Origin of the sequence: Nonomuraea sp. NPDC049695, from assembly GCF_040674955.1 — a bacterium.
Lineage (GTDB): Bacteria > Actinomycetota > Actinomycetes > Streptosporangiales > Streptosporangiaceae > Nonomuraea > Nonomuraea helvata.
Genome location: NZ_JBFANV010000050.1, coordinates 1 through 13,289, shown reverse-complemented (window position 1 = coordinate 13,289; position 13,289 = coordinate 1). Strand labels below are relative to the sequence as shown.

At 71.0% G+C, this 13,289-nt stretch carries 12 protein-coding genes; 9 read left to right on the top strand and 3 right to left on the bottom strand.

Annotation, left to right across the window (positions count from 1 at the left end; translation table 11 throughout):
* The first annotated feature begins 45 nt into the window (after positions 1-45).
* The gene (locus AB0J64_RS34295; RefSeq protein ID WP_364036369.1) at positions 46-1,077 is read left to right on the top strand and encodes a PAS domain S-box protein; all 1,032 of its coding nucleotides are present in this window, start codon (positions 46-48) and stop codon (positions 1,075-1,077) included.
* A gap of 92 nt (positions 1,078-1,169) precedes the next feature.
* Here AB0J64_RS34295 and AB0J64_RS34290 read toward each other — a convergent pair whose 3' ends face one another.
* Together AB0J64_RS34290 and AB0J64_RS34285 are read right to left on the bottom strand one after the other, a co-directional pair.
* Positions 1,170-2,348: an acetate kinase gene (locus AB0J64_RS34290; RefSeq protein WP_364036366.1), complete on the bottom strand. Its 1,179-nt coding sequence runs from the start codon at positions 2,346-2,348 to the stop codon at positions 1,170-1,172.
* Complete coding sequence (locus AB0J64_RS34285; RefSeq protein ID WP_364036363.1) at positions 2,324-4,627, bottom strand: phosphoketolase family protein; 2,304 nt, start codon at positions 4,625-4,627, stop codon at positions 2,324-2,326. Before AB0J64_RS34285 ends, AB0J64_RS34290 begins: the two co-directional genes overlap by 25 nt.
* 62 nt (positions 4,628-4,689) lie before the next feature.
* Here AB0J64_RS34285 and AB0J64_RS34280 point away from each other — a divergent pair, with 62 nt between their 5' ends.
* From AB0J64_RS34280 to AB0J64_RS34255, 6 genes are all read left to right on the top strand, one after another.
* Positions 4,690-6,396, top strand: a complete 1,707-nt coding sequence (locus AB0J64_RS34280; protein WP_364036360.1) for an IlvD/Edd family dehydratase — start codon at positions 4,690-4,692, stop codon at positions 6,394-6,396.
* Positions 6,397-6,496: 100 nt separating this feature from the next.
* The gene (pgi, locus tag AB0J64_RS34275) at positions 6,497-8,128 is read left to right on the top strand and encodes a glucose-6-phosphate isomerase (protein ID WP_364036357.1); all 1,632 of its coding nucleotides are present in this window, start codon (positions 6,497-6,499) and stop codon (positions 8,126-8,128) included.
* A 1-nt stretch (position 8,129) separates the two neighbouring features.
* Entirely contained in the window at positions 8,130-9,521 is a 1,392-nt protein-coding gene (gene zwf / locus AB0J64_RS34270; RefSeq protein WP_364036354.1) for a glucose-6-phosphate dehydrogenase, read from the top strand.
* 37 nt (positions 9,522-9,558) lie between these two features.
* Complete coding sequence (locus AB0J64_RS34265) at positions 9,559-9,915, top strand: spore germination protein GerW family protein (RefSeq protein ID WP_344984190.1); 357 nt, start codon at positions 9,559-9,561, stop codon at positions 9,913-9,915.
* Between the two features lies 1 nt (position 9,916).
* A complete protein-coding gene (locus AB0J64_RS34260; RefSeq protein ID WP_364036351.1) occupies positions 9,917-10,453 on the top strand; it encodes a hypothetical protein in 537 nt (178 codons plus the stop codon).
* On the top strand, positions 10,450-11,085 hold the full coding sequence (locus AB0J64_RS34255; protein ID WP_364036348.1) for a LysE family translocator: 636 nt from the start codon (positions 10,450-10,452) through the stop codon (positions 11,083-11,085). The genes AB0J64_RS34260 and AB0J64_RS34255 overlap by 4 nt, the downstream gene beginning before the upstream one ends.
* 58 nt (positions 11,086-11,143) lie before the next feature.
* On the opposite strand, the gene AB0J64_RS34250 is transcribed toward AB0J64_RS34255, so the two are convergent.
* Complete coding sequence (locus AB0J64_RS34250; protein ID WP_364036345.1) at positions 11,144-11,866, bottom strand: VIT1/CCC1 transporter family protein; 723 nt, start codon at positions 11,864-11,866, stop codon at positions 11,144-11,146.
* 254 nt (positions 11,867-12,120) lie between these two features.
* On the opposite strand from AB0J64_RS34250, the gene AB0J64_RS34245 reads away from it, so the two are divergent.
* Complete coding sequence (locus AB0J64_RS34245) at positions 12,121-12,243, top strand: hypothetical protein (RefSeq protein WP_364036342.1); 123 nt, start codon at positions 12,121-12,123, stop codon at positions 12,241-12,243.
* A 689-nt stretch (positions 12,244-12,932) separates the two neighbouring features.
* Positions 12,933-13,289, top strand: a 357-nt coding sequence (locus tag AB0J64_RS34240; RefSeq protein ID WP_364036339.1) for an endo-1,4-beta-xylanase, incomplete at its 3' end; no start/stop codon positions are given.

Genomic DNA, 13,289 nt, shown 5'->3' with positions numbered 1-13,289 from the left:
AGCTGCAGTATGGCCGTGGATGACCTCCCGCAAGAAGATTTGAGATTGCTCGTGCAGAGCATCCGCGATTACGCCATTTTCATGCTGGACCCGCGCGGCAGGATCGTGAGCTGGAACTCCGGAGCTCAGCGCATCAAGGGGTACACCGCCGAGGAGATCATCGGCACCCACTTCTCCGTGTTCTACCCGCCCGAGGACGTCGCGGCCGGCAAGCCTCCCATGGAGCTGGAGGCGGCCGCCGCCGACGGCCGGTGGGAGGAGGAGGGGTGGCGGGTACGCAAGGACGGCACGCGGTTCTGGGCGAGCGTGGTCATCACCGCCCTGTTCGACGAGCGCGGCGACCTGCGCGGGTTCGGCAAGGTGACGCGCGACCTGACCGAGCGGCGCAGCATGGCCAGGGCGCTGGACGAGCGCGGCCTGCTGCTCACCCATCTCGTCCAGGCCCAGGAGCGGGAGCGTCGCCGCATCGCCTCCGACGTGCACGACGACACCATCCAGTCCATGGTGGCGGTCGGGATGCGGCTGCGGGCCCTGGGGGAGCGGCTGCCCGCGGAGTACGCCGCCGCCATCGCCCCGCTGGACGACGCCGTCGAGTCCGCCGTGGATCGCCTGCGCGACCTGGCCTTCCGCTTACGGCCGCCGGGCGACGGCCTGGCGGAGGGGCTGGCCGCGTACCTGGAGCGGGAGATGGCGGGCATGGCGTACGAGCTGGTGCTCGACCTGGACGGCGAACCGCCCCCTGAGGCCGCGATCACCCTGTTCCGCATCTGCCAGGAGGCACTGACGAACGTGCGCAAGCACGCCGGGGCGAACACCGTCAGCGTGCGGCTGGCCTCGCTCGACGGCGGCATCCACGTGCGCGTGCGCGACGACGGGACCGGGCTCGCGAACCGGGAGAGCCGGGACGGGCACTTCGGGCTGATGGAGATGCGCGAACGGGCGGAGACGGCGGGCGGGTGGTGGGACATCCGCGGCACGCCCGGCGAGGGCACGACCGTGGAGTTCTGGGTGCCCGCCGTCTCACGGGCAACCTCAGGACCGGGCGAGCTCGGCCTGACCGGGACCGCCCCGGCCTGACGGGGGCCGCCCTGTCACGACTGGGGCCGCCCTGTCATGACTGGGGCCGCCCTGTCATGACCGGGACCGCCCGCCACCACGGAGGCGGCACGTCATGACCCGAGCAGGGCGAGGGTCTGGCGGGCGATCTCCCACTCCTCGTCCGTGGGGATGACCAGCACGGCCACCTCCGCGTCCGGCGGCGACACCGCCCGCTCGCCGGACGACGCGGCCAGGTTGAGCGCCGGGTCCACGGCGATGCCGAGGCGTTCGAGGCCGCTCAGGGACTCGGCGCGCGTGGCGGCGTCGTGCTCGCCGATCCCGCCGGTGAACACGATCGCGTCCACCCGCCCGAGCAGCGCGTAGTACGCCCCGACGTACTTGCGGATGCGGCGCGTGTAGACCGCGAGGGCCAGCCGGGCCTCGGCGTCGTCGCGGGCGCGCACCTCACGCATGTCACCCGTCCCGGCAAGGGCCAGCAGGCCGCCGTGGCGGTCGAGCGCGCTCTCCGCCCGCCGCGCGTCCATCCCGTCCACCCGCGCCAGGTAGCCCCCGAGCGCGGGGTCCACGTCGCCCGAACGCGTGCCCATGACCAGCCCCTCCAGGGGCGTCATGCCCATCGAGGTGTCGACGCTGCGCCCGCCGGAGATCGCGGTGGCGCTGGCGCCGTTGCCCAGGTGCAGCACGATCAGGTTCAGCCCTGCCGGGTCGCGGCCGAGGAAGGCGGCGGCGCGGCGGGAGACGTACGCGCAGGAGGTGCCGTGGAAGCCGAAGCGCCGCACGCCGAGCCGCTCGCGCCAGTCCCGCGGCACCGCGTACGTGTACGCCTCGGCCGGCAGCGTGAGCTGGAACGCGGTGTCGAACACCGCCACCTGCGGCACCCCGGGAAAGGCCGTGCGCGCCACCCGGACGCCGGTGAGGTTGACCGGGTTGTGCAGGGGAGCGAGCGGCGCCAGCTCCTCGATGGCCCCGATCACCTCGTCGTCGATGAGCACCGCCTCGGTGAACCTGGCCCCGCCGTGCACGACGCGGTGCCCGACCGCGACGGGGTCCAGCTCCGGCCCCGCCGCCCCGAATGCCTCCATGACCGCGTCCAGGCCCTCGCCGTGCCCAGGGAAGTGGCCCTCGCGCACGTACGGCGGCTTGTCCCCGGCGTGGTGCGTGAGCCGCCCCCGCTCCTCGCCGATGCGCTCGACCAGCCCCCTGGCCGGGCGTTCGCGGGTGCGCACGTCCACGAGCTCGTACTTGATGGACGACGAGCCCGTGTTCAGTACGAGGATGCGTCCGGCCACGTCCACGACCTGATCTCGGGGGTGTCCTCGCCGTGGTCGCGCGTGTGGGCGCGGGCCCGCAGCCGGGCGTCGCTCATGCGCTGGCGCAGATGCGCCTGGGTGGAGCCGAGCCCCGGCACGCGGTCGATGACGTCCATGACCAGGTGGTAGCGGTCGATGTCGTTGAGCATGGCCATGTCGAAGGGCGTCGTCGTGGTCCCCTCCTCCTTGTAGCCGCGCACGTGGATGTTGGCGTGGTTGTGGCGGCGGTAGGTGAGCTGGTGGATGAGCGAGGGATAGCCATGGAAGTCGAAGATGACCGGTTTGTCGAGGGTGAAGAGGGTGTCGAACTCGGCGTCCGACATGCCGTGCGGATGCTCCGACGGCGGCTGGAGCCGCATGAGGTCCACGACGTTGATGACCCGTACCCTCAGGTCGGGGACGTGCTCGCGCAGGATCGCGGCGGCGGCCAGCGTCTCCAGCGTGGGCACATCGCCCGCGCAGGCCAGCACCACGTCCGGCGCGGCCCCGTCGTCGGTGGAGGCCCACGGCAGGATGCCCAGGCCGCGCGTGTTGTGCGCGACGGCCTCCTCCATCGTGAACAGGTCCAGCACCGGCTGCTTGCCCGCCACGATCACGTTGACGTAGTCGAGCGAGCGCAGGCAGTGGTCGGCGACCGACAGCAGCGTGTTCGCGTCCGGCGGCAGGTAGACCCGCACCACCGACGCCTTCTTGTTCAGCACCACGTCGAGGAAGCCCGGGTCCTGATGGCTGAACCCGTTGTGGTCCTGCCGCCACACGTGCGACGACAGCAGGTACGTCAGCGACGCCACCGGCCGCCGCCACGGGATCTTCTGCGACGACTCCAGCCATTTGGCGTGCTGGTTGAACATGGCATCGATGATGTGGATGAACGCCTCATAGCAGTTGAACAGCCCGTGGCGGCCGGTCAGCAGATAGCCTTCCAGCCAGCCCTGGCACAGGTGCTCGCTCAGCACCTCCATCACGCGCCCGCCGGGGGCCAGGTTCTCGTCCGTCGGCAGGACCTCGGCGTTCCACGCCCGGTCCGTGACCTCGAACACCTCCGACAGCCGGTTCGACTCGGTCTCGTCGGGGCCCATCAGCCGGAACGTCCGGGGGTTCGCGGCGATCACGTCGCGCAGGAAGCCGCCCAGCACCCGCGTCGGCTCGCTCGACTGCGTGGCGGGCGACTTGACCTCGACCGCCAGCCTGCGGAAGTCGGGCAGCCGCAGCGGCGCGAGCAGCTCGCCGCCGTTGGCGTGCGGGTTCGCGCTCATCCTGCGCGGGCCGCGCGGCACGGTGTCCAGGATCCCCTGCACGGGCCTGCCGCCGGAGTCGAACAGCTCCTCCGGCCGGTACGAGCGCATCCACTCCTCGAGCATGGCCAGGTGGGCCGGGTTCTCGCGGACCTTGGACAGCGGCACCTGGTGCGCCCGCCACGTGCCCTCGACCTGCTTGCCGTCCACCTCCCGCGGCCCCGTCCACCCCTTCGGCGTGCGAAGCACGATCATCGGCAGCCGGTCGGCTGCACCCCGCTTGTAGGCGGCCATCTGGTCGAACGCGGTGTCCAGCGCCCGGGCCATCTCCCCGTGGTCGGGGCCCACCACGTGAGGGCGGTAGCCGTACCCCTCCATGAGCTTGAGCAGCTCCGCCTCGGGGACGCGGGCGAGCACGGTCGGGTTGGCGATCTTGTAGCCGTTCAGGTGGAGTATGGGCAGCACGATGCCGTCGCGGTCGCGGTCGAGGAACTTGTTGGAGTGCCAGCTCGCCGCGAGCGGGCCCGTCTCGGCCTCGCCGTCGCCGATGACGCACGCCACGACCAGGTCCGGGTTGTCGAACGCGGCTCCGTACGCGTGCGCGAGCGAATAACCCAGCTCCCCGCCCTCGTGGATCGAGCCGGGCGTCTCGGGGGCGACGTGGCTCGGGATCCCGCCGGGGAAGGAGAACTGGCGGAACAGCCGGCGCATGCCCTCCACGTCCTGCGAGATGTCCGGATAGCGCTCCGAGTACGAGCCCTCCAGCCACGAGTGCGCCACCGCGGCGGGCCCGCCGTGCCCGGGACCGGCGATGTAGATCATGTCCTGGTCCCGCTCCATGATCACGCGGTTGAGGTGGGCGAAGCAGAAGTTCAGCCCGGGCGTCGTGCCCCAGTGGCCGAGCAGGCGCGGCTTGACGTGCTCGGGCCGCAGCGGCTCGCTGAGCAGCGGATTGTCCAGCAGATAGATCTGTCCGACGGACAGGTAGTTCGCCGCCCGCCAGTACGCGTCGATATGGTCCATGCCTCTGGAGCTTCCTCCACAGGACGTGCTGAATCACCAGTGAGCCCGATAGGGTGACGGATATGGCTCTGAGGAGTTCGCTCTGGTATTCGGGTAACGACCGCAACTCCTACATCCATCGGGCATGGATGCGGCGCGGCCTGCCCCGTGAGGCGTTCGAGGGCGGCAAGCCGCACATCGCCATCGCCAACACCGCCTCCGACCTCACCCCGTGCAACTCCCACCTGAACGAGGTGGCCGAGAGCGTCGCGCACGGCGTCTGGGAGGCCGGCGGCGTCCCGCTCAACCTGCCGGTCGTCTCGCTCGGTGAGACCAACGTGCGCCCGACGGCCATGCTCTGGCGCAACCTGGCCGCCATGGCCACCGAGGAGATGCTGCGCGCCAACCCCATCGACGGCGTGGTGCTGCTCGGCGGCTGCGACAAGACCATCCCGTCGCTGCTCATGGCGGCCTCCTCGGTCGACCTGCCCGCCGTCGTGATGCCCGGCGGCCCCATGCTGACCGGCCACTTCCGGGGCGCGCCGCTCGGCTGCGGCACCGACGTGTGGCGCCTGAGTGAGGAGGTACGCGCGGGCACGCTCTCCCGCGAGGCGTTCCTGGAGTCCGAGTCGTCCATGATCCGCAGCCGCGGCCACTGCAACACGATGGGCACCGCCTCCACCATGGCCTGCATGGCCGAGGCGCTCGGCATGACGCTGCCCGGCACCGCCGGCACCCCCGCGCCCGACAGCCGCCTGCTCGAGCGCTCCCACGAGACCGGCCGCCTCGCCGTGGACCTGGTCAAGGAGGACCGCAGGCCGAGCCAGGTGATGACCAGGGGCTCGTTCCTCAACGCCATCGTGACCCTGGCCGCCGTCGGCGGCTCTACCAACGCCGTCGTCCACCTGCTGGCCGTCGCCGGCCGCCTCGGCGTGGACCTCGCCCTCGACGACTTCGACCGCACGGGCTCAGGGGTGCCGCTGCTCGTGGACCTCCAGCCGGCCGGGCGGCACCTGATGGACGACCTGTTCAGGGCGGGCGGCCTCGCGGCCGTGCTGAAGGAGGTCGAGGACCTGCTCGACCCGGAGGCGATCACCGTCACCGGGCGGCCCCTCGTCGAGCACCTCGCGGGCGCGGAGATCTGGGACGAGAGCGTCATCAGGCGCCGCGCGACCCCGCTGCTGCCCGACGCCGGCATCGCCGTCCTGCGCGGCAACCTCGCCCCCGGCGGGGCGGTGATCAAGCCCGCCGCCGCCTCGCCCGAGCTGCTGCGGCACCGCGGCCGGGCCGTCGTCTTCGACAGCATCGAGGACGTGTACGCCCGGCTGGACTCGCCCGACCTGGACATCGACGAGACCTCGGTGCTCGTGCTGCGCGGCTGCGGCCCCAAGGGCTACCCCGGCATGCCCGAGGTCGGCAACCTCCCGCTGCCCGCCAAGCTGCTGGAGAAGGGCGTGCGCGACATGGTGCGCATCAGCGACGCCCGCATGAGCGGCACCGCCTACGGCACGGTCGTCCTGCACACCGCGCCCGAGGCGGCGGCCGGCGGCCCGCTGGCGAAGGTGCGCACCGGCGACCCCATCGTGCTCGACGTGGCCGCCAGGCGGCTCGACGTGGACATCCCCGACGCCGAGCTGGCCGCCAGGGAGCCCGTCATGCAGGGGCACGCCAGGCCCGTACGCGGGTGGGAGCGCCTCTACGTCGAGCACGTCACCCAGGCCGACCGCGGCGCCGACCTCGACTTCCTCGTCGGCTCCAGCGGCGACCACGTGGGCCGCGAATCCCACTGAGCGTTTAAAGACTCCCCTCCGCCGTGCGAGGAATCAACCTCGTTGGGTACGGGTTGGCAGGGACAATGATGATCCGGTTTTGGCGACACGAGGAGGAAGCGTGAACGGCGACATCACCCAGAGCCAGGAGTGGGGGGCTCTCGGCAAGCACCACGAGGAGCTGGCGGGCAGACATCTGCGCGAGCTGTTCGCCGAGGACCCGGGCCGGGCCGAGCGCATGACCGTGACCGCCGGCGACCTCTACCTCGACTACGCCAAGCACCGCGCGACCGGCGAGACGATCGACCTGCTGGTGGCCCTGGCCGAGCGGGCGGGGCTGCGCGACAGGATCTCCGCCATGTTCGGCGGCGAGCACATCAACGTCAGCGAGGACCGCGCCGTCCTCCACACCGCGCTGCGCATGCCCCGCGACGCCGAGCTGGTCGTCGACGGGCAGGACGTGATCGCCGACGTGCACGCCGTGCTCGACAAGATGAGCGCGTTCTCCGACCGGGTCAGGTCCAAGGAGTGGAAGGGCGCCACGGGCAAGCCGATCGAGACCGTCGTCAACATCGGCATCGGCGGCTCCGACCTGGGCCCCGCCATGGCCTACGAGGCGCTGCGCGACTACGCCGACGCCGGCATCGCGGCCCGGTTCGTCTCCAACATCGACCCCGCGGACATCACCGGTAACCTCGCCGGCCTCGACCCGGCGACCACGCTGTTCGTGGTCAGCTCCAAGACGTTCACCACGCTCGAGACGCTCACCAACGCCAGGGTCGCCCGCCGCTGGCTGGTCGAGGCCCTGGGCGAGGACGCCGTCTCCAAGCACTTCGTGGCCGTCTCCACCAACGCCGCGAAGGTCGCCGAGTTCGGCATCGACACCGACAACATGTTCGGCTTCTGGGACTGGGTCGGCGGCCGCTACTCCTACGACGGCGCCATCGGCCTGTCCCTGATGATCGCGATCGGGCCCGAGCGCTTCCGCGAGATGCTGGCCGGCTTCCACACCATCGACGAGCACTTCCGCACCGCGCCGTTCGAGGCCAACATGCCGGTGCTGATGGCCATGCTCGGCATCTGGTACACCGACTTCTTCGGCGCCGAGACCCGCGCCGTGCTCCCGTACAGCCAGCGGCTGCACCGCTTCCCCGCCTACCTGCAGCAGCTCACCATGGAGTCCAACGGCAAGTCCGTGCGCGCCGACGGCAGCCCCGTGACGGCCGCCACCGGCGAGATCTTCTGGGGCGAGCCGGGCACCAACGGGCAGCACGCCTTCTACCAGCTCCTCCACCAGGGCACCCGGCTCGTTCCTGCCGACTTCATCGGCTTCGCCGAGCCGTTCGAGGACCGCGAGGGCATGCACGACCAGCTCACCGCCAACCTCCTCGCCCAGACCTCGGCGCTGGCGTTCGGCAAGACGGCCGAGGAGATCGCCGGCGAAGGCACCCCGCCCGACATCGTGCCGCACAAGGTGATGCCGGGAAACCGGCCCACCTCCACGATCCTCGCGCCCAAGCTGACCCCCGCGACGCTCGGCCAGCTCGTCGCGCTCTACGAGCACATCGTGTTCGTGGAGGGCACCATCTGGGGGGTCGACTCCTTCGACCAGTGGGGCGTCGAGCTGGGCAAGAAGATGGCGCTCGACCTGGCGCCCGTGCTCACCTCCGAGGAGGCGCCCACCACGTTCCCCGACGCCTCCACCGAGCGGCTCGTCCGGAAATACCGCGAGCTGCGCGGAAGGCGCGTCTGACATGGGGCACACGCGCGCGCATGGCACGGAGCGGGCAGGGGCGCTGGTGCTGTTCGGCGTCACCGGCGACCTCGCGCGCAAGATGATCCTGCCCGCCCTCTACCGCCTCACCGCCGACAGCCGCCTCGACCTGCCCATCATCGCCGTGGCCAAGACCGACCTCGACCTCGACGGGCTGCGCGAGCACGCCCGCGAGGCCGTCGGCGGCGTGCACGACGCGGCCTTCGACAAGCTGGCCGGCAACCTGCGGCTGGTCACGGGCGACTACCGCGACCCCGAGACGTTCGCCAGGCTGCGCGAGGAGGTGGGGGGCAAGGGCTTCCTCGTCCACTACCTCGCCGTCCCGCCGGCGCTGTTCGCCGCGGTCGCCGAGGGGCTGGCCGGGGTGGGGCTCAACCAGAACGCCCGGCTCGTCGTGGAGAAGCCGTTCGGCCACGACCTCGACTCCGCCCGCGCGCTCAACGACGAGCTGCTGAAGCACTTCGACGAGGACCACCTGCGGCGCGTCGACCACTTCCTGGGCAAGGAGCCGGTCGAGGACCTCATGGTCTTCAGGTTCGCCAACACCCTGCTCGAGCCCATCTGGAACCGCAACCACGTCCGCAGCGTCCAGATCACCATGGCCGAGGACTTCGACGTGCGCGACCGCGGCGCCTTCTACGACGCCAACGGCACCATCCGCGACGTGGTCCAGAACCACCTGCTCCAGTTGCTCGCCATCCTCGCCATGGACCCGCCGCCGTCCACCGACGCCCGCGCCCAGCTCGACGAGAAGTGGCGGGTGCTCCGCGCCGTCCAGGCCATCGACCCGTCCGACGTCGTACGCGGCCAGTACGCGGGCTACCTCGACACCGACGGCGTGCGCCCCGGCTCCACGACCGAGACGTTCGTCGCCCTGCGCGCCTACGTCGACAACTGGCGCTGGGCCGGCGTGCCGTGGTGCTTCCGCTCGGGCAAGGCGCTGCCGACCACCGACCTGGAGATCGTCGCCGAGCTGCGCAGGCCGCCGGTGACGATGTTCCGCGGCGGCGACGCGTCCGTCACCCCCAACCTCATCAGGTTCCGGCTCCAGCCGGACGCCGGGGTCACCTTCGACCTGCTGGCCAAGGAGCCGGGCAAGCAGCACACCAGGCCGGTGCCGGTCAGCGTCGACTTCACCAAGGTGCTCGGGCCGATGGAGGCAGCCTACGAGCGCGTCCTGACCGACGCCATCAGCGGCGACCCGCGGCGTTTCGCCAGGTTCGACCTGGTGGACGAGTCGTGGCGGATCGTCCAGCGGGTGCTCGACCTGCCGGATGCGCCGCTGCCGTACGAGAAGGGGTCCTGGGGGCCCGAGCCGGCCGAGAAGATCGCGCCTGGCGGCTGGCACGAGATCTCCACCACGTTCGACTGAGGTGGCCAGACGGGCGATCCGTGGTAACGATGGGGGAATGGACATCATGAAGGTGGTCGAGCAGGCGCAGGACACCGCGACCGTCAGACGCGTCTTCGGCGAGCCGATCCAGCAGGGCGACCTCATCGTCATCCCGGTCGCCAGGGTCCTCCACGGCGGTGGCGGAGGGCAGGGACAGGGCAAGGACGAGAAGGGCGACGAGAGCGGCAGCGGCAGCGGCGGCGGCTTCGGCCTCAGCGCCACGCCCGCGGGTGTGTTCCTGATCAAGGACGGCGACGTCCAGTGGCGGCCCGCCGTCGACGTCAACCGCATCGTGATCGGCGGGCAGATCGTGCTCGTCGTGGTGGCGCTGACCATCCGCTCCATCTTCAAGAAGTGGCGGCGCAGGCGGTGACGTGCTGATCGACCTGCTCGACGCGGAGTTGGCCTTCCGCGACTTCCTGATGCCCGGCTCCAACCTTCCGGTGCGGCAGGCCCCGCTGGACGGCTCGGCCTCGCTCGTGCGCTTCCCGCCGGGCTGGGCCCGCGCCGAACACGGGCACTACCTGGCGGGGGAGGAGTTCGTGCTGCTGGAGGGCGAGCTGTGCGTCTCCGGCATCACCTACCGGGCCGGGCATCACGGCTGGCTGCCCGCCGGGACGCTGCGCCACTCCGGTTCGGCCCCCGGCGGCGCGCTGGCGTTCACGGCCTTCGACGGGGACGACACCTGGGTACGCAGCGAGCTCGACGAGCCGGACGGCCCGACCCTGCGCACGCCGCTCGAGACCGTCGTCATCCCCGAGGGCGGCCTGCCGCTCACCCCGCGCTCCGCGCTCCTCGACACGCCCGTCCACCTCGATCGCCCTGCCGAGATGATCACCGTGCCGACCTGGACATGGGAGCGGTCCACCCTGATCCCGGAGGGCCGGGTGCTCGTAAGGTGGGCGGCATGACCTCTCTGGTGCAGATCGCGGGTTTCGGCGCAATCGTGTTACTCGGGGCGATGTCGCCCGGTCCCGACTTCGCGGTCGTCGTACGCCGCTCCGCCGTCTCCGGGCGCTTGCACGGCATGGCGGCGGCCGCGGGCATCGCCGTGGGCGTGTTCGTGTGGGTGGTGGCCGCGGCCACCGGCATCGCGGCCCTGCTGGCCCTCTCGGCGATGGCGTTCACCGTGGTGAAGGTGGTCGGGGCCGCCTACCTGCTGTACCTGGGGGCCAGGGCGCTGCGCTCCGCCCTGCGCTCGGGCGGCGGGCTCAAGCTGGACCTGCCCGTTCCTGGGCGGCGCAGCGTGTGGGCGGCGTTCGCGGAGGGCCTGTTCACGAACGTGCTCAACCCGAAGGCGGCGCTGTTCTTCGTGGCGCTGGTGCCGCAGTTCACCAGCACGAGGGCCACGGTGGGGGAGACCCTCGTGCTGTCGGTGATCGCGCTGGCGGGGACGGTCGCGTGGTTCCTGGTGGTGGCGAACGTGGTGGGCACGCTGCGCAAGGTCTTCGCCCGGCCCGCCGTACGCCGGGCAGTGGACGGCCTGACCGGCGCCGCCCTCATCGCCCTCGGCGTCAAGCTGGCCGCCGCCACCGGCCCATGAACGCACGGGGCGTCATGAGACGGTGACGGCCCGGCAGGTGCCCACAGGCCATGGGGCGTCATGAGACGGCGACGCCCAGCAGGTGCCCGAGCCCGAACGTCACGGCGGCGGCTGCCGCGCCCAGCGCAAGCTGGCGCAGCCCGCCCAGCCACCACGGCCGCGCGGTCATCAGCGCCACCGCAGCCCCGAACCCGAACAGCGCCAGCACGCTCACCACCACGGCGAGCACCAGCCCGGACGCCCCGAACAGGAACGGCACCAGCGGCACCAGCGCCCCGGTCGCGAACGCGCAGAACGACGAGACGGCGGCCACGTACGGCGAGGGCAGGTCGTCGGGGTCCACACCCAGCTCCTCCCGCACGTGCACCCGCAACGCCTGCTCGGGATCGACCGACAGCCCCGCGGCCACCCGCCGGGCGAGGTCGTCGTCGAGCCCCCGCGCCCGGTACAGCGCCGCCAGTTCCGCCTGCTCACCCTCGGGGTTGCGGGCCAGCTCCCGCCGCTCGACGGCGATCTCGGCCCGCATCAGCTCAGTCTGCGACTTGACGGAGGTGTACTCACCGGCCGCCATGGAACAAGCACCCGCGATCAGCCCCGCGCACCCGGCCAGCACGGCCCCTCGCCCCGCCCCTGCGGCACCCACGACTCCGGCGATCAACGCGAGATTGGACACCAGCCCGTCCATCGCCCCGAACACCGCGGGCCGCAACCACCCGCCGGTGACGTCCCGGTGTCTGTGATGCTTCTCCGGCGAATACGGCCGAGTCAGCTCAATCGTCATGAAATGCCTCCACTTTCCGATATTTCATCGGAAATGTAGGCACACATCACCAAGATCCGCAACGAAGGCCAGGCTTCCCTGAGCTGCGAAAAGCCCTCGTTCGTGGCTGCGGCATGCGAGGCTCCACGCATGGAAAGTGGCGAAGACACGAGCGCTCTGCCGGTGGAAGGTTGGCTGGTCGCGCATCGAGTTGATCGACGGGAGTTTCGTGGTGAGCCCTATGCCCACAAGCCTGCATCAGCTGTGCCGCCCACTTGCGGACCATTCTCGCCGCGGCGGCCAAGGCGGCGAAGTCCGATCTGGTGGTGGCGCCGGTCAACATGCGGCCGCCCTCGTGCACCTTCTGGGGCAGCGCGTCCAGTCAGGCGAAGGTGTAGGGGCCGGCGCCCAAAAGCGGGCTCGAAGGCCTCGACCTGCTCATCCGGTGTCTTGGCCGGCTACGTTCGTCTTTGCCGTCGTGAACCTCCTCATCGGTGACCCTCCCGAGAGGGCGGCTCCAGGGACGTGGTGTCTGCCCGCCGGACCGCCCCGCACCATGGCCGCCGGGTGGTCGCCCCAGGTCGGCTGTTAGCGCTCACACGCCTTCTTGCCTGTCGCGGTTCCTTCTCTGTCGGATGGCTGTGGTGGCAGGTCAAGCCAATACGAGACGTAGAGGCGAGGTCAAGGACGGCAGCTCGCGCCCACGGAGGGGCGGCGAACGGGCGTGCGGCTCATCAGGCGTTATCAGGGATCGCCGCCCGTGACGGCGGGAGCGTCGCTCTGAAACTTTCTTTAGAACTTGACAACTTTCGGCCCGGTTTCCAAACTCTGGTCCCAGAGGCGGCTTCCTCCTGCCATGTGGTGGTGCGCGGTGAGGACCGCCGTTCGCGATGCCCTGGTGGTGTGTGTTCCCTGATCACGGGACGCGGCGTCGATTGCGTGGGGTGACCCCCGTGTGTCCGCTTTTCCGCGATTCAGTCTGGAGCACTCAGCCATGGGCCCCAAAGCCATAATTCCGTCGCGGCCTCTCAGGAGTCCGCGGGTTCTGATCGCCGCTGCCATCGGCGTTCTCGGCGTGGTCACCGCGGTGACCGTACCGACCACGCCGGCTGGTGCGGCGGCGAGTACGCTCGGTGCGGCGGCCGCGCAGAGCGGGCGGTACTTCGGCGCCGCCATCAGCGCGGGCCGGCTCGGCGACTCGCAGTACACCACGATCGCGAGCCGCGAGTTCAACATGGTGACGGCCGAGAACGAGATGAAGATCGACGCCACCGAGCCGAACCGGGGCCAGTTCAGCTTCGGCAACGCCGACCGCATCTACAACTGGGCCGTGCAGAACGGCAAGCAGGTGCGCGGGCACACGCTGGCCTGGCACTCCCAGCAGCCCGGCTGGATGCAGTCCCTGTCCGGCAGCAGCCTGCGCCAGGCGATGATCGACCACATC

Excerpts from the sequence above, each read along its gene's own strand:
- AB0J64_RS34285 (WP_364036363.1), bottom strand. The coding sequence starts at position 4,627 with ATGGACCATATCGACGCGTACTGGCGGGCGGCGAACTACCTGTCCGTC.
- AB0J64_RS34280 (WP_364036360.1), top strand. The coding sequence starts at position 4,690 with ATGGCTCTGAGGAGTTCGCTCTGGTATTCGGGTAACGACCGCAACTCC.
- zwf (WP_364036354.1), top strand. The coding sequence starts at position 8,130 with ATGGGGCACACGCGCGCGCATGGCACGGAGCGGGCAGGGGCGCTGGTG.
- AB0J64_RS34265 (WP_344984190.1), top strand. The coding sequence starts at position 9,559 with ATGGACATCATGAAGGTGGTCGAGCAGGCGCAGGACACCGCGACCGTC.
- AB0J64_RS34255 (WP_364036348.1), top strand. The coding sequence starts at position 10,450 with ATGACCTCTCTGGTGCAGATCGCGGGTTTCGGCGCAATCGTGTTACTC.
- AB0J64_RS34250 (WP_364036345.1), bottom strand. The coding sequence starts at position 11,866 with ATGACGATTGAGCTGACTCGGCCGTATTCGCCGGAGAAGCATCACAGA.